Origin of the sequence: Fluviibacterium sp. S390 (assembly GCF_049800695.1) — a bacterium.
GTDB lineage: Bacteria > Pseudomonadota > Alphaproteobacteria > Rhodobacterales > Rhodobacteraceae > Meridianimarinicoccus.
The window spans coordinates 1-19,805 of the sequence record NZ_JBNAFN010000009.1; the positions used below are offsets into that span (position 1 = coordinate 1).

The 19,805-nt window shown below is 64.6% G+C and carries 25 protein-coding genes; 16 read left to right on the top strand and 9 right to left on the bottom strand.

The genetic code is table 11. The annotated features are described in order from the left end of the window. A partial coding sequence (locus ACP15K_RS09035; protein WP_424990092.1) for an IS5 family transposase occupies positions 1 to 429 on the top strand: 429 nt, incomplete at its 5' end. Positions 430 to 467: 38 nt separating this feature from the next. On the opposite strand, the gene lepA is transcribed toward ACP15K_RS09035, so the two are convergent. Beyond that, on the bottom strand, positions 468 to 2,267 hold the full coding sequence (gene lepA, locus ACP15K_RS09040; RefSeq protein WP_193141869.1) for a translation elongation factor 4: 1,800 nt from the start codon (positions 2,265 to 2,267) through the stop codon (positions 468 to 470). A 95-nt stretch (positions 2,268 to 2,362) separates the two neighbouring features. Between lepA and ACP15K_RS09045 the strand changes: the two genes are divergently transcribed. The 4 genes from ACP15K_RS09045 (at position 2,363) to parA (ending at position 6,289) form a co-directional block, all read left to right on the top strand. Then, a complete protein-coding gene (locus tag ACP15K_RS09045) occupies positions 2,363 to 3,886 on the top strand; it encodes a hypothetical protein (RefSeq protein ID WP_424990336.1) in 1,524 nt (507 codons plus the stop codon). Positions 3,887 to 4,169: 283 nt separating this feature from the next. Next, positions 4,170 to 4,814 (top strand): glycine zipper domain-containing protein, encoded by a 645-nt coding sequence (locus ACP15K_RS09050; protein ID WP_424990337.1) that lies wholly within the window; start codon positions 4,170 to 4,172, stop codon positions 4,812 to 4,814. Beyond that, positions 4,799 to 5,509: a hypothetical protein gene (locus ACP15K_RS09055; RefSeq protein ID WP_193141866.1), complete on the top strand. Its 711-nt coding sequence runs from the start codon at positions 4,799 to 4,801 to the stop codon at positions 5,507 to 5,509. Before ACP15K_RS09050 ends, ACP15K_RS09055 begins: the two co-directional genes overlap by 16 nt. 141 nt (positions 5,510 to 5,650) lie before the next feature. Further along, complete coding sequence (gene parA, locus ACP15K_RS09060; RefSeq protein ID WP_193141865.1) at positions 5,651 to 6,289, top strand: ParA family partition ATPase; 639 nt, start codon at positions 5,651 to 5,653, stop codon at positions 6,287 to 6,289. Here the strand turns inward: parA and ACP15K_RS09065 are convergent. Next, a complete protein-coding gene (locus ACP15K_RS09065) occupies positions 6,247 to 6,501 on the bottom strand; it encodes a DUF2061 domain-containing protein (RefSeq protein WP_319022473.1) in 255 nt (84 codons plus the stop codon). The genes parA and ACP15K_RS09065 overlap by 43 nt on opposite strands. A 119-nt stretch (positions 6,502 to 6,620) precedes the next feature. Here ACP15K_RS09065 and ACP15K_RS09070 point away from each other — a divergent pair, with 119 nt between their 5' ends. The 6 genes from ACP15K_RS09070 (at position 6,621) to ACP15K_RS09095 (ending at position 11,227) form a co-directional block, all read left to right on the top strand. Continuing rightward, complete coding sequence (locus ACP15K_RS09070) at positions 6,621 to 7,466, top strand: transcriptional regulator (protein ID WP_193141863.1); 846 nt, start codon at positions 6,621 to 6,623, stop codon at positions 7,464 to 7,466. Between the two features lie 68 nt (positions 7,467 to 7,534). Further along, on the top strand, positions 7,535 to 8,143 hold the full coding sequence (locus ACP15K_RS09075; protein ID WP_193141862.1) for a DNA-3-methyladenine glycosylase I: 609 nt from the start codon (positions 7,535 to 7,537) through the stop codon (positions 8,141 to 8,143). Positions 8,144 to 8,269: 126 nt separating this feature from the next. Beyond that, entirely contained in the window at positions 8,270 to 8,701 is a 432-nt protein-coding gene (locus tag ACP15K_RS09080; protein ID WP_226925859.1) for a thioredoxin family protein, read from the top strand. Between the two features lie 96 nt (positions 8,702 to 8,797). Further along, positions 8,798 to 9,652 carry a D-amino-acid transaminase gene (locus ACP15K_RS09085; RefSeq protein ID WP_424990338.1) on the top strand — a complete coding sequence of 285 codons (855 nt, stop codon included), beginning with the start codon at positions 8,798 to 8,800 and terminating at the stop codon, positions 9,650 to 9,652. A gap of 49 nt (positions 9,653 to 9,701) precedes the next feature. After that, entirely contained in the window at positions 9,702 to 10,481 is a 780-nt protein-coding gene (gene cobM / locus ACP15K_RS09090) for a precorrin-4 C(11)-methyltransferase (RefSeq protein WP_424990339.1), read from the top strand. Next, a complete protein-coding gene (locus tag ACP15K_RS09095) occupies positions 10,481 to 11,227 on the top strand; it encodes a DUF4344 domain-containing metallopeptidase (RefSeq protein ID WP_226925858.1) in 747 nt (248 codons plus the stop codon). Before cobM ends, ACP15K_RS09095 begins: the two co-directional genes overlap by 1 nt. A gap of 15 nt (positions 11,228 to 11,242) precedes the next feature. On the opposite strand, the gene ACP15K_RS09100 is transcribed toward ACP15K_RS09095, so the two are convergent. Further along, entirely contained in the window at positions 11,243 to 12,439 is a 1,197-nt protein-coding gene (locus tag ACP15K_RS09100) for a MalY/PatB family protein (protein ID WP_193141859.1), read from the bottom strand. 98 nt (positions 12,440 to 12,537) lie between these two features. Between ACP15K_RS09100 and def (ACP15K_RS09105) the strand changes: the two genes are divergently transcribed. The 3 genes from def (ACP15K_RS09105) to fmt all read left to right on the top strand — a co-directional run bounded on the left by def (ACP15K_RS09105) (position 12,538) and on the right by fmt (position 14,528). Continuing rightward, the gene (gene def, locus ACP15K_RS09105; protein ID WP_424990340.1) at positions 12,538 to 13,059 is read left to right on the top strand and encodes a peptide deformylase; all 522 of its coding nucleotides are present in this window, start codon (positions 12,538 to 12,540) and stop codon (positions 13,057 to 13,059) included. A gap of 62 nt (positions 13,060 to 13,121) precedes the next feature. After that, positions 13,122 to 13,619 (top strand): peptide deformylase, encoded by a 498-nt coding sequence (gene def, locus ACP15K_RS09110; protein ID WP_193141858.1) that lies wholly within the window; start codon positions 13,122 to 13,124, stop codon positions 13,617 to 13,619. A gap of 9 nt (positions 13,620 to 13,628) precedes the next feature. Continuing rightward, positions 13,629 to 14,528 (top strand): methionyl-tRNA formyltransferase, encoded by a 900-nt coding sequence (gene fmt, locus ACP15K_RS09115; protein WP_193141857.1) that lies wholly within the window; start codon positions 13,629 to 13,631, stop codon positions 14,526 to 14,528. Here fmt and ACP15K_RS09120 read toward each other — a convergent pair. The 5 genes from ACP15K_RS09120 to ispH are packed head-to-tail and all read right to left on the bottom strand — an operon-like array spanning position 14,525 to position 17,606. Continuing rightward, positions 14,525 to 15,151: a trimeric intracellular cation channel family protein gene (locus tag ACP15K_RS09120; protein ID WP_193141856.1), complete on the bottom strand. Its 627-nt coding sequence runs from the start codon at positions 15,149 to 15,151 to the stop codon at positions 14,525 to 14,527. The genes fmt and ACP15K_RS09120 overlap by 4 nt on opposite strands. Next, positions 15,148 to 15,618 (bottom strand): ribonuclease HI, encoded by a 471-nt coding sequence (rnhA, locus tag ACP15K_RS09125; protein WP_193141855.1) that lies wholly within the window; start codon positions 15,616 to 15,618, stop codon positions 15,148 to 15,150. The genes ACP15K_RS09120 and rnhA overlap by 4 nt, the downstream gene beginning before the upstream one ends. Next, positions 15,611 to 16,210, bottom strand: coding sequence for a class I SAM-dependent DNA methyltransferase (locus tag ACP15K_RS09130; RefSeq protein ID WP_424990341.1), 600 nt, complete (start codon positions 16,208 to 16,210; stop codon positions 15,611 to 15,613). Before ACP15K_RS09130 ends, rnhA begins: the two co-directional genes overlap by 8 nt. After that, complete coding sequence (locus ACP15K_RS09135) at positions 16,207 to 16,659, bottom strand: DUF3429 domain-containing protein (RefSeq protein WP_193141853.1); 453 nt, start codon at positions 16,657 to 16,659, stop codon at positions 16,207 to 16,209. Before ACP15K_RS09135 ends, ACP15K_RS09130 begins: the two co-directional genes overlap by 4 nt. Further along, complete coding sequence (gene ispH, locus ACP15K_RS09140) at positions 16,656 to 17,606, bottom strand: 4-hydroxy-3-methylbut-2-enyl diphosphate reductase (protein WP_193141852.1); 951 nt, start codon at positions 17,604 to 17,606, stop codon at positions 16,656 to 16,658. The genes ACP15K_RS09135 and ispH overlap by 4 nt, the downstream gene beginning before the upstream one ends. 171 nt (positions 17,607 to 17,777) lie before the next feature. Between ispH and ACP15K_RS09145 the strand changes: the two genes are divergently transcribed. Further along, positions 17,778 to 18,374 (top strand): cytochrome P460 family protein, encoded by a 597-nt coding sequence (locus ACP15K_RS09145; protein WP_193141851.1) that lies wholly within the window; start codon positions 17,778 to 17,780, stop codon positions 18,372 to 18,374. 72 nt (positions 18,375 to 18,446) lie between these two features. Here ACP15K_RS09145 and ACP15K_RS09150 read toward each other — a convergent pair whose 3' ends face one another. Beyond that, entirely contained in the window at positions 18,447 to 19,025 is a 579-nt protein-coding gene (locus ACP15K_RS09150; protein ID WP_193141850.1) for an NYN domain-containing protein, read from the bottom strand. A 156-nt stretch (positions 19,026 to 19,181) separates the two neighbouring features. Here ACP15K_RS09150 and folK point away from each other — a divergent pair, with 156 nt between their 5' ends. After that, complete coding sequence (gene folK / locus ACP15K_RS09155; RefSeq protein ID WP_193141849.1) at positions 19,182 to 19,748, top strand: 2-amino-4-hydroxy-6-hydroxymethyldihydropteridine diphosphokinase; 567 nt, start codon at positions 19,182 to 19,184, stop codon at positions 19,746 to 19,748. Positions 19,749 to 19,805: the final 57 nt, after the last annotated feature.

Consider the following 19,805-nt stretch of genomic DNA (forward strand, 5'->3'; position numbering starts at 1 on the left):
GGTTTTGGGCGCTCAAGAGGTGGGTTCACGACCAAGATCCACCTCCGCGTCAACGCGGCAGGCCTGCCCATGAGAACCGAAATCACGCCGGGCCAGACGTCCGATTACATGGGCTTTGATCTGGTCATGGCTGACAATCTGTCCGAGCCAAGCGTCCTGTTGGCCGACAAGGGCTATGATGCTGACAGCATTCGCAAAACAATGGGCGCGCGGGATGTTTTAACCCAGATCCCGATGCGCAAATCCCGCAAAATGCGCGTCGGCGTGGATCACTCTCTGTATTCCCTACGCAACCTGGTCGAGCGATGCTTCAACAAGCTCAAGAATGCCCGCCGCGTCGCCACACGCTACGACAAAACGGCTGAGAGCTTCCTCGGTTTCATAGACATCACGTCAATCCGCCTCTGGGTCCGCCTTTTGTCAACATGACCTAGTTCTCCAGAAAATATTTGGAAGCTGCGGGCCCCTCACTCATCCATCTTCAACGCCGAAATAAACGCCTGTTGCGGGATCTCCACTTTCCCGAACTGGCGCATCTTCTTCTTGCCCGCCTTCTGTTTGTCCAGCAGCTTGCGCTTTCGCGTCGCGTCGCCGCCGTAGCATTTGGCGGTCACGTCCTTGCGCATGGCCGACAGGGTCTCGCGGGCGATGACGCGGCCGCCGATGGCCGCCTGGATCGGGATCTTGAACATGTGGCGGGGGATCAGCTCTTTCAGCTTTTCGCACATGGCGCGGCCCCGGGTCTCGGCGCGGTCGCGGTGGACCATCATCGACAGGGCGTCGACGGGCTCGTCATTCACCAGCACCTGCATCTTGACGAGGGTGTCCTGGCGGTAGCCTTCCAGCTGGTAATCGAAGGAGGCATAGCCCTTGGTCACCGATTTCAGGCGGTCGTAGAAGTCGAAGACGACCTCGTTCAGGGGCAGGTCGTAGACCGCCATGGCGCGGGAGCCGGCGTAGGTCAGGTCCAACTGGATGCCGCGCCGGTCCTGGCAGAGTTTCAGCACGTCGCCGAGGTATTCGTCGGGCACCAGGATGGTGGCCTTGATGCGCGGCTCCTCGATGTGGTCGATGGTGGCCGGGTCGGGCATGTCGGCGGGGTTGTGCAACTCGCTCATTGCGCCGTCGCGGGTGTAGATGTGGTAGACCACCGAGGGCGCGGTGGTGATCAACTCGATGTCATATTCCCGCTCGATCCGGTCGCGGATGACCTCAAGGTGCAGCAGGCCGAGAAAGCCGCAGCGGAAGCCGAAGCCGAGGGCGGCTGAGGTCTCCATCTCGTAGCTGAAGGAGGCGTCGTTCAGGGCCAGTTTCTCGATCGCGGTGCGCAGGTCCTCGAATTCCGAGCTGTCCACCGGGAACAGGCCGCAGAAGACCACCGGTTGCGCCGGTTTGAAGCCGGGCAGGGCGGTGGCGCATTGCTTTTTCTCGTGGGTGATGGTGTCGCCGACGCGGGTGTCGCGCACCTGTTTGATCGAGGCGGTCAGGAAGCCGATCTCGCCCGGACCCAGTTCGGCGATGTTCTGCATGGCGGGCTTGAAGACGCCCAGCCGGTCGATGCCATAGGTGCCGCCTGTGCGCATCATGCGGATGCGGTCGCCCTTCTTGATGACCCCGTCGATGACGCGGATGATGACGACAACGCCGAGGTAGGCGTCGTAATAGCTGTCCACCAGCATCGCCTTCAGCGGCGCGTCGCGGTCGCCCTTGGGGGCGGGCAGACGCTGGACGATGGCTTCCAGAACGTCGGGGATGCCGAGGCCGGTTTTGGCCGAGATCTCCACCGCGTCATGGGCCTCGATCCCGATGACGTCCTCGATCTGCTCGCGCACGCGGTCGGGTTCGGCCGCCGGCAGGTCGACCTTGTTGAGCACCGGCACGATCTCGTGATCCGCCTCGATCGCCTGATAGACATTGGCCAGCGTCTGCGCCTCGACCCCTTGCGAGGCATCCACCACCAGCAGAGAGCCTTCGACGGCCCGCATCGAGCGGCTGACCTCATAGCCGAAATCCACATGGCCCGGCGTGTCGATCAGGTTCAGAACATAGGTCTGGCCGTCCTGCGCCGGGTATTCGATGCGCACGGTGTTGGCCTTGATGGTGATGCCGCGCTCGCGCTCGATATCCATGCTGTCGAGAAGCTGCTCCTGCATGTCGCGTTCGGCCACCGTGCCGGTCATCTGGATGAGCCGGTCGGCAAGGGTCGATTTGCCGTGGTCGATATGGGCCACGATGGAGAAGTTGCGGATCTTTGAAAGCTCGGTCATCGGCGTCGGGTCAGTCCTGAGAGGGGGTGCGGAGGCTGCGCCCGCAAATCTGCCCTGACATAGCCGATCTGGCGGGAGATTCCAGAGGGAACAGGTTGTGGCTTCTCAGCCAGCGGGGCAATGTGTTCAGTTATGGCGCAAAGGAATTTTTCGTGAACATTTCAGAAGTTGATTATACCAATCGGGAACAAGTCCCAAAGTTCTTTAAAACTCAACCCGTTTGGCTGACGCGCTTGGTTGTAGCGCGTAACGCGGCACGCTTGCTGCCTCTGCTTGGATCAACAAAGCATCCTCGCTTGACCGGAGAACAGGCCGAGGAACTCGCTCTGGCTTGTTTCCGGAATGTTCTGGTGGCGCTTGTCGGTGCCGTTGAAATTGACGGTGCTGTGGATGCCGGGATAAAAGACCGAGCGATGCATGGCCGAAACAGAACAGCCATGGTCGATACCTATGACATACCGCACAACGCTGTTGTGGCGGCCCATGTGGCGGCGGCTGCCTTTCTGGATGACAGTCCAATTGCATCTTTGGATCAAACTGTTGTTCGTGCAAACCTCTATGACGCGTCGTCGGAGCTAAGGGCGGATACGGAGTATGGCTTGTCGTTGGCCTCGGAGAATGGAGCCGCTTCGAAGCTCAGAGGGCTCAAGTTGTGGGCAAAATCGACGCCGCACACGGACATTGCCGAGGGCTGGGAAGCACTACGGACATTGCTTTCTTCGCGTTCGCAAGACTGGGCTTTCTGGTTGCGTTGGTACGAGGGCCTGTGGGGCGGCATCTGGACCGATTGGGACCTGTGCCACGAGATTGCAATGATCGCGCCTGAGGAGTGGGATAAGGGGCCGGAGCGGATTGCGGAACTGATCCGTGGGATCGAGGCGGAGCGGCTTGCCGAAAAGCTGCCGCAACCAGAGACAATTATTGTTCACGAGAACGAGAACAAGTTCTGTGCTGTGCCCACAGTTTTGGACGATCACGCAATAGTTGAAACCACCCTTCGTCAGGTCGAATTTGCCAACCGCACAGCCATGAGTAGCAATATCAGCGGCTACAACTCTCGTTGTACAGCGGCGCTTTATATCACGTATACTTTGGAAGAATGCCGGAATGATCCCAATGCTATAGAGCAGAATCTGGATATCGCCAGAAACGACATCGCCTCTGGGATGGAGAATGGCGAGTTTCTGGAAGATCCACGGCTAGAGGCGCTTAAATCGGTTTTAGATCGCGGGGTTCTGGACATGCGGGCCAACCATTCAGTGGTTGCCGAGGCTTGGGGTCAACGTGTTGCCCATCAGTTTGCTCATGCCACCGCTGGTGCAAAGCAGGAAATGGTCGAACGTACACAGATTCTTGCCTCGGCAACCTTGTCGGATTTGGCAAAGCGTTTGGAACTAGATGCGCAAACGACTGCGACTGAGTCTGGCGAACATCAACAAATTGCTGCTCGAAGGCTATTTGGGACTGTCGCAAAAATTGGTTTGGCGCTTCGTGCTGGAGGGGCGGCTATCCAGCGGGTAGAGGCCAGTGTGCCTTTTTCGCTCATTGGCTTGTTGCAAAGTGCTGACTGGCTGATCGGTTTTGCCACACGTCTCATGGCTGCAATGGGCGGCGGATAAGCACCAAGGGCAGTGCCTGCCCGAGGTGGGGGCGCAGCCCCCGCCTGGGGGCGGGCGGGGGCTGCCCGGCGGTGCCGCCGGGCGTGCCGGTTGAGCGGAGCGTGCCTTGAACCTGGGGCTGCCGCCTTGGAACCCGCGCGCAACCTGTGGATGCTGGCGGGACAGGGGGCTGCGCGGGCGCGATCGCTCTGAAACAGACCCAGCACGCCGCGCCCTGTTTACTTTTCAAATCACTTGTGGCGGACTCGGCTGACGCTTCGTCATCAGAACAGGATATTGAAAGATGTTGTCATTTTACCGGATCGGAATTGCAGGGGTGCTTGTGGCGGCTGTTGCGGGCTGCGAGAACCAGCAGCAGACCGGCGCGCTGATTGGCGGTGTGTCGGGGGCAAGCCTTGGGGCTCTGCTGGGCGATGCGGTGGGCGGCGACAACCAGTCTCGGGCCATCGGGGCCACCTTCGGGGCGCTGGCCGGGGCCCAGATCGGCGGGCAGATCGGCGCGCGGCTGGACGAACGCGACCGGCAGCAGGCGGCGGCAGCCACGCAGGCGGCGCTCAGCCTGCAGGAGGCGCGCGCCGGACAGGCCGCCGCCGAAGCCCGCGCCGCGCGCGCCGAGGCGGACGCGGCACGGGCCAGGGCCGACGCCGCGCGGGCGCAGAAATCCGCGCAGGAAGCGGCCGCCGCCGAACGCGCCGCCAAGCAGGCCAGCGACCGCGCCAAGCAGTTGGAAAGCCAAAGTGCCGCGGCCCCGGCCAAGACCACCTGGAAAAGCAGCAGCGGCACGGGGGCCAGCGGCGGCTCTCAGGTCACGTCAGGGGCCGGCGACAATTGCTACATGGTGCGCGAAGTGGCGGTTGTGCCGGGCAAGGGCGAGATCGTGCAGAACCAGCGCTATTGCAAACAGGGCGGCGGATGGCGCGCGGTCTGATCCAGCAGTTTGCCGCCGTCGCGCTGCTTGTGGCCGGTCTGGGTGCGGGACCGGCGGCGGCGCTGGAGTTCGAGCGCCGTCAGGTCGGCGGCGGCGTGCGGATCCTGTATCTCGACGGGTCGTTCAGCTCGGGCGACGACGACCGTTTCGCAACCGAGTTGAGCAAGGGGCCCGTCGACGAGGTCTGGTTCGATTCCGGCGGCGGGTCGGTCGACGCGGGGCAGGGGATCGGCCGGCTGATGCGGCAACGCGGGCTGATCGGGCGGGTGCCGGACGGCGCCATCTGCGCCAGCGCCTGTGTGGACGCGTTCCTGGGCGCCCCGGTCCGCTTCGTGGATTCGCCGCTTTCCGTCGGCGTGCACATGTTTTCCGTCTTTCGGTCCGACAAGCTGAAGAAGAAATACGAAGAGCAGGTGGCCCAGGGAAAGGTGACCGAGGTCATCTTCCAGATGGAAAACTACGCGGCGTCCGCGACCGCGCGCTGGATCGACTACATGATGGAAATGGGCGTGGCGCCATCGCTGATCTCTTTCACCGTAAAGGTTCCGCATGTGTGCATCTACTGGCTGACGGCTCAGGAAATGCTGCACTACAATGTGGTGAACACGGGCGGCGGCCCTCGCCCCGGTTTCAAGCCCGGTCATGGCAAGGTCGAACATGCCACCGAGGATCGGGCCTGCAAGTACGCCAAGTAGGTGGGTGTCATAAGTGGCTTGTTTTCCCACCCCAAGCATTGGCCGCCCCTGACCGCACCACCAGGGTAGACCTGTGCGGTTTCTGTCCCTAATCATTGAGGAAAGGCCCGCGCAGACAGGGCCGGGATCAGGGGGGCAGGCATGGTCGGAACGGTCATCACGGTGGCGCAGCAGAAGGGCGGGTCGGGCAAGACCACGCTGGCGGCCAATCTGGCCATTGCGCTGGTGGGGCGCGGGCACAGCGTGGCGGTGATCGACACCGATCCGCAGGGTTCGCTGGGCCGCTGGTTCATGACCCGGCGCGAGGCGATGGGCGGCGAGGCGGGGCTGGATTTTGGCACCGCCAGTGCCTGGGGCGTCGGGTACGAAGCCGAGAAAATGCGCGACCGCAACGATTTCGTCATCATCGACACACCCCCCAAGATCGACAGCGATCTGCGCCCGGCGCTGCGCGAAAGCGATCTGGTGCTGGTGCCGGTGGCAACCAGCCATGTGGACCTGTGGGCGACCGAAAGCATTCTCGAACTGGCCGAACGGGTGGACCGCCCTGTGATGCTGGTGCTGAACCGCGCCGCCGCGCGGGCGCGGTTGACGGCAGAGGTTTCGGAAGAGTTGAGCGCCCTGTCGGCGCCGCGCGCCGAAACCGTCATCGCCAACCGGGTGATCTTTGCCGAGGTTCTGGGCGAAGGCACCGGCGTGACCGAGAAGACGGCCTCTGGCCCCGCCGCACAGGAAATTCAGGCGCTTCTGGACGAGATCGGGGCGATGTTGCAGGGCTGAGACCCGGCCTCGCTACGGCCCCAGCGCACCCGCGCCCAAAGCCGTTCGTGCAACACGTAGCACACCGTACCAACCCCGGCACCGATCAGCGCGATGGTGCCGCCAGCCGCGACAGAGCCAGTGATGGCCAGACCGATCAGGGTCATGGACAGCAGGCCAAGACCTTGCCATGTCAGCGTTTTTGCAAGCGTGCGCAGGGGGGTGTCGGACACGGGGAACCTCATGAAGCAGAATACCGGGCCAGAGTAGCGCGCGGCAGTGCTGCCGGGAATTCTTGCGGTTGTCTGCAAAACCCTCAGGATGGGGATGGAAATCACCAAGGTTGAGGAAAATGGACAAACGTGACCGCGCCGCCCTGTTTCGCACCCGCCTGCAAGAGGCCATGGCGCGCGACGGTCTGAACCGATCGTCGCTGGCGCGGGCGGTCGCGGCGGATCGCTCCACCATCGGGCAATTGTTGCAAGAGGGGGAGGCGCGCTTGCCCTCGGGCGCGTTGCTGGCCGATCTTGCGGCGGTGCTGCGGGTCAGTTGCGACTGGCTGCTGGGGCTCAGCGATCATCCCGAACGCCCCGGGGATCTGCTGGATGCGGCGATGGCGATGACCGGGGCGGAACGCTCGGTCGCGGACGATCAGATCATGGCGTGGCATCGCGAGGCGCGCGGCTTCAAGATCCGCCATGTGCCCGCCACCCTGCCGGACATGCTCAAGACCGAAGCCGTGTTGCGGTGGGAGTACGACACCCAGATGGGAAAGACCCCGGAGCAGGCGGTGCAGATCGCCTCGGAGTTCCTGACCTGGGCCGAGGAGACCGGCTCGGACTATGAGATCGCGATCCCCGAGCACGAGTTGCGCAGTCTGGCCAGCGGCACCGGCTATTACGCGGGGCTGGCGCCAGACCTGCGCCGTGACTTGCTGGCGCATATGGCGGATCGCTGCGACACGCTGTTTCCGTCGCTGCGGGTGTATCTTTTCGATGCCCGCCGGGTGTTCAGTGCACCGATGACCATATTCGGCCCGCATCTGGCGGTGCTCTATGTGGGCCGGTTCTATCTGGCGTTCCGCGAACGGCAACGGATGCGCAGCCTGACCCGGCATTTCGACTGGCTGGTCCGCGAGGCGGTGGTCGATGCCCGTGGCTTTGCCGCAGTGGCACGACAGTTGTCGGCAGAGGTCTGAAGCCGCTTGCGGCCCAACCCGTCGCGCCGCAGGATGCGGCAGTTCCCTGTATCGCTGTGCGAGGTGTCATGCCCCAGACCGTTCCCGGCCCCGATGGCCACCCACGCTGCGGCTGGTGCGGCACGGTGGCCGAGTTCTTTCCCTATCATGACCGCGAATGGGGCTTTCCGGTGGTCGAGGATCGGCGGTTGTTCGAAAAGCTGTGCCTGGAAAGCTTCCAGTCGGGGCTGAGCTGGCGCACCATCCTGAACAAGCGCGAGAATTTCCGCGCCGCCTTCGACGGGTTCGACTTTCACCAGATGGCCGATTATGGCCCCGCCGAGATCGAACGCCTGTTGGACAACGCGGGCATCATCCGCCATCGCGGCAAGATCGAGGCGGTCATCAACAATGCCGCCCGCGCCTGCGAGATGGTGGCTGCCGAGGGCAGTCTTGCCGCGTTCTTCTGGCGGTTCGAGCCGCCCCGCGCCGAGGTCTGGCCGCCGCAATCGGTGACCACCTGTCCGGCATCGGTGGCGCTGTCGAAGGCACTGAAGGCGCGCGGCTGGAAGTTCGTCGGCCCGACCACCGCCTTTGCCTTCATGCAGGCGATGGGGCTGGTCAACGATCATCTGGAAGCTTGTGTCACGCGGGCCGAGGTGACGGCGGCGCGGGACAGGTTCACCCCGCCCGAATAGGATGCTGCCGGGCCGAAGGTCCGGGTGCCGGGACTATTCGAATGGATAGGCCAACAATACCTAAGCGCGATTGAATGGCATGCCCCAATTCGCATCTAGGTTAGAGATTGACCCAAGGACAATTTCATGCCGCATTCGATGCAACTGACCTGTCTGAGCTGCAGCCATCTCAACAGGCTGTCCACCGCAGCCCTGAACCGTGCCCCCAGCTGCATCCTGTGCGGTGACATGCTGATGCCCGATGGCGTGCGCGAGGTTGATCTGAGCACGCTGGAGCGGGCCGTGCGCCGCGACACCCTGCCGATCGTGGTCGATTTCTGGGCACCCTGGTGCCGCCCCTGCGCGACGATGCAGACGCAATTCGCCTCGGCTGCGCAAGCGGTGCACGGGCGGGTGCGGATGGTGCGGCTGAACACCGAGGCCAGCCCCGCCACGGAATGGCGGTTTCGTATCCAGGGTCTGCCAACAATGATTGCGTTCCACGGTGGCCGCGAGGCGGCCCGCCATGTCGGCGCGGAGCCGTCCGAGCGGATCGCGGCCTGGGTCGGGGCGCTCTGACCATGCATCCGCCGCTTCGCGCTCTGCAGGGGCTGGACGCTGTGGCGCTGCCACGGTAACCCGACGCAACGGCCCACACAGATCCCGGAGGACCCCATGAGTCGCATCGTCTATGTCAACGGCGAATACCTGCCTGAAGAGGACGCGAAAATCTCGGTTTTCGACCGGGGGTTCCTGTTCGCGGACGGGGTGTATGAAGTCACCTCGGTGCTGAATGGCAAGCTGGTGGATTTCGATGGCCACGCCAGGCGGCTGCAACGCTCGCTGGACGAGTTGGACATGCCCAATCCCGTCACCACCGAAGAACTGCTTGAGATCAATCGCGAGCTGATCGCCCGCAATGGTCTGGACGAGGGCGGCGTCTATCTGCAGATCACCCGTGGCGCCGCGGATCGCGATTTCGCCTATCCCGCCGATCCGAAGCCGACCATCGTGCTGTTCACGCTGGTGATGAACATCTCGGGCTCGCCCAAGGCCGAAACCGGCCTAAAGGTGATCTCGATCGAGGACCAGCGCTGGGGCCGCCGCGACATCAAGACCGTGCAGCTTCTGTACCCGTCGATGGGCAAGATGATGGCCAAGGCCGCCGGGGCCGATGATGCCTGGATGGTGGAAGAGGGCGTGGTGACCGAGGGCACCTCGAACAACGCCTATATCGTCACCAAAGACGGCAAGATCGTCACCCGGCAACTCTCCAACGCCATCCTGCACGGCATCACCCGCGCCGCCGTTCTGCGCATGGCCGAAGAGGCCCAGATGGTGGTTGAGGAACGCCCCTTCACCATCGAGGAAGCCCAGAACGCCGCCGAAGCCTTCATCACCTCGGCCACGACCTTCGTGACGCCGGTGGTCGAGATCGACGGCGCCGCGCTGGGCGATGGCGCGCCGGGGCCGATCGCGAAGCGCCTGCGCGAGATCTACATGGACGAAGCGCGCGCCAAGGCGATCTGAGCGCAGCGCCAAGCGTCCTTGCACGCCCTTCAGCCGGGAGAACCGACAGATGACCGTCTATTTCATTGGCGCGGGGCCGGGCGATCCCGAGCTGCTGACGCTGAAGGCGCAACGCCTGATCGCCGCCTGCCCGGTATGCCTCTACGCGGGCTCGCTGGTGCCAGCCGAGGTGGTGTCCAATGCCCCCAAGGGCGCGCGGGTTCTGGACACCGCGCCGATGACGCTGGACGACACCCATGCCGAGATCGTCGCGGCCCATGAAAAGGGTCAGGACGTGGCGCGGGTGCATTCCGGCGATCCGTCGCTTTATGGGGCGATTGCCGAACAGATCCGGCGGCTGCGCGCCGATGGCATCGACTATCAGGTGATCCCCGGTGTGCCCGCCTATGCCGCTGCGGCCGCGGCGCTGGGGCAGGAGTTGACGGTGCCGGAGGTAGCGCAATCCATCGTGCTGACGCGGGTGTCGATGAAATCGACCTCGATGCCGCCGCGCGAAACGCTGGAGAATTTCGCCCGCACCGGCGCGACGCTGGCCATTCATCTGGGCGTGCGTGCCCTGCGCGAGATCGAACGGGTGCTGACGCCGCACTACGGGTCTGATTGCCCGGTGGTCGTGGCCTATCGCGTCGGCTGGCCCGACCAGATGTTCATTCGCGGCACGCTGGCGGACATCCAGCAGAAGGTGCGGGCCGAGAAGATCACCCGCACCGCGCTGATCATGGTCGGCCCGGTGCTGGGCGAGGTCGCCGATTTCAAGGACAGCGCCCTGTATGATCCGGACGTGCCGCATGTGCTGCGGCCGCGGGTCCGGACGCCGGGGGCGGCCTGATGAAGGCGGTGCTGGCAGCGGCGGCGCTGGCCTCGGCTTTGCTTGGCGGGGGGGCGGCGCGAGCGGATTCCGCGGATTCGGCTGTTGCGGCCTTCGTCGAGGCCAATCTCATCAGCATTTTCTACCACGAGATCGGTCATGCCCTGATCGATCAGTTGGCGCTGCCGATCTTCGGGCAAGAGGAAGATGCGGCCGATGTGTTCTCGATCCTGATGATCGACGCGCTGTTCGAGGAAGACAGCGCCCAGGCCATCGCCTATGACGCGGCGCTGGGGTTCCTGGCCGAGGCGGAACTGCGCGACGCGACCGGCGACGATATCGCCTGGTGGGATGTCCACGGGGTGGATGAGCAAAGATTCTACACCACCACCTGCCTGTTCTACGGCGCCAATCCAGAGGTGCGCGACGATCTGGCCCGCGATCTGGCTCTGCCGGAAGAACGAGCCGAATATTGCGTGGAAGAGTTCGACATGGCCGCCGAAAGCTGGGGCGTCGCGCTGGAGGAAATCGCCGACGGACCGGGGCAACTGCAGCTGCATATCGAGGACGGCAGCGAGGGCTGGATGGCAGAGGTCATCGGCTCCGAGGTTGCGGAATTCAACGCGCTGTTCGGGTTGAAGCAGGATATCGACGTCTGGGTCATGGTCTGCGAAGAGGCCAATGCCTTCTACGATCCCGACACCATCGAATTGATCTTCTGTGTCGAATTCATCCCCCATCTGGAGGAACTGGCCGGGCATCTGTGACACCCGGCGCAGCGCTCATTGCAGATCGGCAAAGGCCGCCTGCAGGCGTTCGACCGCTTCGACCACCCGCGCACGTTGGGTGCCGATGTTGAAGCGCAGGAAGCTCTCTCCGCCGGTGCCGAAGGTTGTGCCCTGATTGGCCGCGATGCGCGCCTGCTTGTAGACCCGGTCGGTGAACTCCGCGCGGCTCATGCCGGTGCCCGAGAAATCCACCCACGACAGATAGGTGGCCTGCATCGGCATTGACACCAGCCCCGGAATGGCGTTGACGCCGGCATCGAAAATGCGGCGGTTTTCATCAATATAAGGCACCAGCGCATCGACCCATGCCGCCCCTTCGGGGCTGTAGGCGGCGGTGATCATGTGTAGCCCGAAGGCGTTGGGCGACAGGCTGAGCGCCTTCTGACGGGCCTGGAAATCGGCGCGCAGCTTTGGATCGGCGATGATGACATTGCCGGTTTCGGCACCGGCGGTGTTGAAGGTCTTGGAGGCGGCGGTCAGCATCACCGTGCGCGCCTGAAGCCCGGGCGCGGCCAGCGGAAAGGCGACATGTTCGGCGCCGGGGAACACGAGGTCGTGGTGGATCTCGTCCGAGATCACCAGCAGGTCATGCTTTTCGGCAAAGGCAGCCACCTGCCGCAACTCGTCCCGCGTCCAGACCCGGCCACCGGGATTGTGCGGCGAGCACAGGATCAGCATCTTCTCGCGGCCAGTCAAAAGGGACTCGTAGGCGTCGAAGTCCATGACGTATTGGCCGTCTTCCTGGACCAGCGGGCATTCGGTGACCTGGCGTCCGGCAGCGGCGATGACGCGGGCGAAGGCGTGGTAGACCGGGGTGAACAGGATCACCGCGTCGCCCGGATCGCTCCAGACATCGACGCAGAGACCCACCGCGTTGCACAGGCCATGGGTGGTCAGGATCGCCGCCGGATCGATGGACCAGCCGTGGCGGTTTTCCATCCACCAGCAGATGGCCGCACGATAGGCGCTGTCATCGGTGAAATAGCCAAACACGCCATGGTCGGCCATGCGCTGTACCGCGGCCTGGATCGGGTCGGCAGAGGCGAAATCCATGTCCGCAACCCACATCGCCAACCCGTCGTCGGGGGAGACGCCATAGGCGCTTTCCATCCCGTCCCATTTGGCGCAATGGGTGCCGCGGCGGTCAATCAGGGTGTCAAAGTGCGGGTCGAAGGCGTGGTCGTCTGGCATGGGATCCTCGGCGGTCGGGTGATGCGCGCAAGCTAGGGATCTGACGCGCGGGCGCAAGGGCGATTGCACGCCGGGGCACCTTGTCCTAAATGAGCGTCATGACCATCAAGCCGATCCTGATCCATCCCGACCCGCGCCTGAAAAAGCTGGCCGCCCCCGTGGCCGACCTGTCGGACGAGCTGCGCCAGCTGGCAGACGACATGCTGGAAACCATGTATGACGCGCCGGGCATCGGTCTGGCCGCGCCGCAGATCGGCCAGTTGACGCGGTTGATCGTAATGGATTGCGTCAAGGAAGAAGGTGCTGCACCGCAGCCCACGGTGATGTTCAATCCCGAGGTCCTGGCGGCCTCGGACGAGCTGAACACCTATGAGGAAGGCTGCCTGTCGATCCCCGAGCAATTCGCCGAAGTGGCGCGGCCCGCCGAGGTCACCGTGCGCTGGATCGATCGCGACGGGGCTGAGCAGACCCGCGATTTCGGCGGGCTGTGGGCGACCTGCGTGCAGCACGAGATCGATCATCTGGATGGCAAGCTGTTCATCGACTATCTCAAGCCGCTGAAACGGCAATTGATCACCCGCAAGATGGTCAAGCTGAAGCGGGAACGCGCGCGGTTCTAGCGCCGTGCCGGCGGTCCGCGTCGGGCTGTGAGTATTTTTTCCAAGAAGAAATGGAGGGGCGCATGGCTGTCAGACCGTTCGTGATGTGGCCGGACAAGCGGTTGCGCACCCCTTGTGCCGATGTGCCCGAAGTGACCGAGGCGGTGCGCGCGATCTGGGCGGACATGGTGGAGACCATGGACGCCATGCCCGGGGTCGGGCTGGCGGCCTGCCAGATCGGGGTGATGCAGCGGCTGGCGGTGGTGGATGCCTCGGAAGCGCGCGGGCAGGCGGTGTGCATGGCCAACCCCGAAGTGCTGCACGCCAGCGTCGAGCCGCGTCAGCACGACGAGGCCAGCCCCAACCTGCCCGGTGTCTGGGCGACGATTTCGCGGCCGCGTGCGGTGACCGTGCGCTTCCTGAATGCCGAAGGCGCTGTCGAGGAACGCGATTTCGTGGGGCTTTGGGCGACTTCGGTCCAGCACCAGATCGATCACCTGGCGGGGCAAATGTATTTTGATCGGCTGAGCCGGACCAAACGGTCCATGCTGTTGAAACGCGCTGGCAAGCGCGCCGGATAGGAGACTGGGATGCGGGTGATCTTCATGGGAACGCCGGAGTTCTCGGTGCCGGTGCTGGAGGCGCTGGTGGAGGCCGGGCACGAGGTGGCCGCCGTCTATTGCCAGCCGCCGCGCCCGGCGGGCCGGGGCAAGAAGGATCGCCCCACGCCGGTCCATGCGCGGGCCGTGGAGATGGGGCTGGAGGTGCGCCATCCGGTCAGCCTGAAGGGGGGCGAGGCGCAGGCCGCGATTGCCGCGCTGAACGCCGATGTGGCGGTGGTGGTGGCCTACGGGCTGATCCTGCCGCAGGCGGTTCTGGACGCGCCCCGGCTGGGATGCCTGAACATCCATGCCTCGCTTTTGCCGCGCTGGCGCGGGGCCGCGCCGATCCATCGGGCGATCCTGTCGGGGGATGCCGAGACCGGTATCTGCATCATGCAGATGGATGCAGGGCTGGACACCGGCGCGGTGTTGTTGCGTGACGCCACCCCCATCGGCGCCGAGGAGACCACGGCGGATCTGCATGATCGACTGTCCGGGATGGGCGCGCGGCTGATCGTCGAGGCGCTGGAGCGTCTGCCGGACCTGGTCCCGGTACCGCAACCGGAAGCGGGGGTCACCTATGCCGCCAAGATCGACAAGGCCGAGGCGCGGATCGACTGGCACCGTCCGGCAGCAGAGGTGGATCAGCAGATCCGGGGGCTGTCGCCGTTTCCAGGTGCGTGGTGCGACGTCGCGGGCGCGCGGGTGAAATTGCTGCGCAGCCGGGTTGTCGCGGGGCAGGGCGCGCCGGGGCAGGTTCTGTCCGGATTCACCGTGGCCTGCGGCACCGGCGCCATCGAGGTGCTGGAAGCGCAGCGGCAGGGCAAGCGGGCGATGGTGGCCGATGAGTTCCTGCGCGGGGCGCCGTTGCCGGAGGTGCTGAGCTAGGGTCCTTTGGGGGCGCGCGGCTTGTAGGCCGGCAGGCGCCAGCCGAAGGCGATGGAGCCGGCCCGCAGCGCGAAGGTCACCACGGTGCAGGCCACCAGCGGTGCCCAGCCGGTGCCGCCCAGTTCCGCCGTCACCACCGAGGCCAGCGCCCCCGCGAAGGCGGCGGTCACATAGAGCTCTCCGGCCTTCAGGACCAGCGGCACCTCATTGCAGACCACGTCGCGCATCAACCCGCCCATGCAGCCGGTGGTGATGCCCATCAACAGCAGGATCAGCGTCGGCTGGCTGGTGGCCTTGGCCGCCGCGATGCCCGCCGAGACCGCCACCGACAGGGCCAGCGCATCCAGCCAGATCAGTACCTTGTATCGGCTTTCCAGCAGATGCGCGGTGAAGAACACCAGCACCGCCGCCGCACTTGCCACGAGGATCGGCCTTGGCGACGCGATCCAGAACACCGCGTCGTGTCCGATCAGCAGGTCGCGTACCGTGCCGCCGCCCACCGCTGTCAGGCAGGCGATGAAAAGGAACCCCACGATGTCGAGTTGCGCCCGGCTGGCCACCAGCGCGCCGGTCAGGGCAAATACCGCCACCGAGGCCAGGTCGAGCAGCGCCGGGGGCGTCACGTCCGGGCCTTCCGGGCCGGCTTGTAGGGCGCCATGCCTGCGCGGGCCAATTCGTCGGCGCGCTCGTTCTCGGGATGCCCGGCGTGGCCCTTGACCCATTCCCATGTCACGTCGTGACGGGTGCGGGCCTCGTCAAGGCGGCGCCAGAGGTCTTCGTTCTTCACCGGCTTGCGGGTCGAGGTCTTCCAGCCATTCTTCTTCCAGCCGAACATCCACTGGGTGATGCCGCCTTTCACATAGGCGCTGTCGGTGATCACCGTGACCTTCGACGGCCGCGACAGGGCTTCCAGCGCGTGGATCGCGGCCAGAAGCTCCATCCGGTTGTTGGTGGTGTCGGCCTCGCCGCCCGTCAGTTCACGCTCGCGCACCACCGTGTCGCCATCGCGGGCGATCAGCAGCGCGCCCCATCCGCCGGGGCCGGGATTGCCGGAACAGGCGCCGTCGGTATAGGCGAAGATCTCAGGCATGGGCGGTCACCATGATCCAGGGGGCAACGGTGCCATCGAGGCCTTCGTCGGCGCCATGGGCGATCTGGGACGGGGCAAATCCTGCGTCTGTCAGCAAGCCAGTCAATTCGGTCTCCGTCACATAGGTATAGCGACGGCCAAGCCGGTCGCGGGCCGTGGTGGTACCGGTTTTCATGGCAACAAGAAAGGGGCCTTGGGGCGGCAGGGCGGCGTGGATCGCGGCCAGGTGACGGGGCAGATCGGCGCGCGGGGCGTGCAACAGGCTGAAATGCGCCCAGACTGCATCGAACCGGCCCAGGTCGGGCACATGGTCAAAATCGCCTTGCAACACCGTCAGCCCGTGCCGTTCCTGGGCCACCCGCGCCATGCCTTCGGAGGGGTCCAGCGCCACCACGTCGTACCCCCGGTCGCGCATGCGGGCCGAGGCGGTGCCGACGCCGCAGCCCAGATCCAGAATGCGCCCGCCCGGAGCAACCTCGTCCAGAAAGGCATCGAGGCGCGGATAGGGTTTGTCCCAGGTAAAGCGGGTGCCGTAGTCTTCGGCCTTGTCGTCATAGACCGCCAGGGTTTCCGGGTCGGGCCCTCCGGTCAAAACAGCAGGCCCAGCGTCAGGCAGGCCAGAACCAGCGCGGACAGAAGGTTGCGCAGCCGGGTCCACCAGTCCGGCGTCAGCCCCCAGCGGGAAAACAGATGATCCAGCCCCAGCAGGCCCAGGTAGCCCGCGATCAGGAACCATGTGGCGCGTTCGGCCCCGCCGCCGACGAAGAAGAACGCCCAGAGCGCGGGCAGGGTGCTGAGGCCATAGCCCAGCATCGCCGTGCCGCCCTGCGCGCGGGTGGCAAACCCCCACAGCACGCCGGACATGAACGACAGGATGATGGTGCCGTAGAACACCAGCACGTATTGGCCCACGAAACGGGGCCCCAGCGCGGACTGGCCCCAGTCGAACAGCGCCGGGAAGATCTCGGTCAGCGCGCCCCAGGCAAAGGGCAGCACCCCGGCAAGCCCAAGGATCAGGGCAGAGCGGGGGATGGTGTTCATGCAGGTTCCCGCAGCACGCGCGGCACCTTGAACTCGACATCCTCGCGCGCCGTTTCCACCTGTTCGACGGTGACATCGAAACGGTCGCGGAAGGCGTCGATGACTTCGGTCACCAGTTCTTCGGGGGCCGAGGCCCCGGCGGTGATGGCCAGCGTGCGGATGCCGTCCAGCGCGCGCCAGTCGATGTCGCTGCCGCGCTGTACCAGTTGCGCATAGGCGCAGCCCGCGCGCGCGCCCACATCCACCAGCCGTCGCGAGTTGGAGGAATTCGGCGCCCCCACCACCAGCAGCGCATCGGCGCGCGGGGCGGCGGCCTTCACCGCCTCCTGCCGGTTGGTGGTGGCATAGCAGATGTCTTCCTTGTGCGGCCCGACGATGGCCGGGAACCGGGCGCGCAGGGCGGCGATGATGTCGACGGTGTCATCCACCGACAGTGTGGTCTGGGTCACGAAGGCCAATTGCGACGGGTCGCGCGGGGTCACATGGGCGACCTGTTCGACGTTTTCCACCAGCAGTACCTCGCCGTCGGGCAGTTGGCCCATGGTGCCGATGGTCTCGGGATGGCCGGCGTGGCCGATCATGATGATCTGAAGGCCGGTCTCGGCGTGGCGGGCGGCTTCGATATGCACTTTGCTGACCAGCGGACAGGTGGCATCCACGAAGATCATCTCGCGCTTGGCGGCGGCGGCGGGCACCGATTTCGGCACGCCATGGGCCGAGAAGATCACCGGGCGGTCGTCGGGACAGTCGTCCAGTTCTTCCACGAAGACCGCGCCCTTGGCCCGCAGCCCGTCGACCACGTATTTGTTGTGCACGATCTCGTGGCGCACGTAGACCGGCGCGCCCCATTTCTCCAACGCCATCTCGACGATCTTGATGGCGCGATCCACGCCCGCGCAGAAACCGCGCGGTGCGGCCAGAAGGATGGTCAGGGGGGGCTTGGTCATCGCGGACTCCGTTTTTCTTTCATGTAGGCCCCCGCGCCGCGCGCGTCCAGCACGACAGGTGCCGGGGCGGCGTGCGCGGGGGCCTGGAGGCAACTGGTTGTGATCCGGCGTGACTTGCGGAAACGGCCACAGGGGCAGAGCCTTGACCAAGGGGAAACTGGAGGATGACCGATGGCGACGATCAAGGTGATGACGGTGGCAGGGCTGGCAGTGCTGGGGCTGTCCGGCGGGGTCAGGGCGCAAGACTGCGATCCGGGGAAATCCGGCTATGACCTGACCGGCGAGGAAGCGGCGGAAGTCTATGACTGCATCGCCGAGGGGCTGAAGGCGGGCTATGACAGCGGCCCGAAACGTTGGATCCCGGCAGAGTTCGTGGCGGACTATCGCGGCTGGACTGCGGCGTCGGCCTTTCCCGCCGCGCCCGGAATGCACAGCGAGCGGTTCCTGCTGACTTTCGTCAACGACACCGGCGCTGAGGCCTACATGCAATATGCCGAAGATCCGGTGATCCCGGCGGGCACGGTGATTGCCAAGGAGAGCTTTTCGGTCAGCGAGGCGGGCAAGGTCACGCCCGGACCGCTGTTCCTGATGCAGAAGGTTGCGGCGGGCACCTCGCCTGAAACGCTGGACTGGTATTATATGGCCGTCGCGCCATCCGGGGCGCCCATGGGGCTGGACGTGATGACCGCCTGCAACGAATGCCACCTGGGCTATGACTTCCAGGGCGGGCTGGGCTACCCGGTGGAAGACGCGCGTATTTCCAATTGACCGAAGGGTGCGGCGGAACGAAAAAAAACGCCCGGTGCTGGTGCCGGGCGTTTTTCTGGTCAGGGGGCGGGATCAGGCGTCTTCGGATTGGGCCGCGTCCTGAAAGCCGGTTTCCCGAGGCTCGCGCGGGGGGCGGCCGATCACATCCTTCAACTCGTCCAGTTCGATGAAATTGTCGGCCTGGCGGCGCAGATCGTCCGAGATCATCGGCGGCTGCGAACGGATCGTCGACACGACCGACACTCGCACGCCCTTGCGCTGCAGGGCCTCGACCAGCGGCCGGAAATCGCCATCGCCGGAAAACAGCACGATGTGATCCACATGCGGGGCCAGTTCCAGGGCATCGACGGTCAGTTCGATGTCCATGTTGCCCTTGACCTTCCGGCGCCCCATCGAGTCGGTGTACTCCTTGGCGGGCTTGGTCACCATGGAGAAGCCATTGTAGTGCAGCCAGTCCACCAGCGGGCGGATCGGCGAGTATTCGTCGTTTTCCAGAAGCGCGGTATAGTAGAAAGCTCTCAGAAGCTTGCCACGGCGCATGAATTCCTGCCGCAGCAGCTTGTAGTCGATGTCGAAGCCCAAGGACTTGGCAGCGGCGTACAAATTCGAACCATCAATGAACAAGGCAAGCCGTTCATCGCGATAGAACATAATAGTTCCTTCCCAAAATTGATGCGGAATGGCAGTTGCTGGTCGCCTGCCCGCATATTCTATAGTGACTTCGTTTGAGTAACAGGTGTCCGAAGGCACCCTCTGAACAGGTAGCGAAAAATGGTAGCGCCGCAAGTCGAACTTCACAATACCGTCATGAATATCTTCGTCGCTCTTGGTGCCAACCTGCCGTCGACCGCCGGTTCGCCACGGCGGACCTTGCAGGCGGCCTTGCGGGAAATTGACAGTGGTTTCACGCAATTAGAGGCGCTAAGTGATTGTTATCAAACTCCGTGCTTCCCAGATGGGGCTGGTCCGGACTATGTCAATGCTGTCGCAAAAGTGAATTCCCGCTTGAGCGCAAACTCGCTTATGGCGCGACTGCACGAGATTGAATCCCGTTATGGTCGAACGCGCGATGAGCGCTGGGGTGCGCGGGGTATCGATCTTGATCTACTTGCATATGACGACAGTATTCTACCGGATCGCGCCACCTTTGAGCACTGGTCGGGCCTGTCGCCGGACCTGCAGGCGCAGGCCGCGCCCGATCGTCTGGTGCTGCCGCATCCGCGCATCCAGGATCGCGGCTTTGTTCTGGTGCCGATGCACGACATTGCGCCTGACTGGCAACACCCGGTTCTGGGCCGCAGCGTGGCCCGGATGCTGTCCGATCTGGGCCCGCAGGGCAGGGCCGGGATCACGCCGATCGGCTGGACAGACTGACCGTTCCTTTGCGCTTGCAACCCCTTGCGATCTTGCATAGGTTACAGGCTTGCCGAA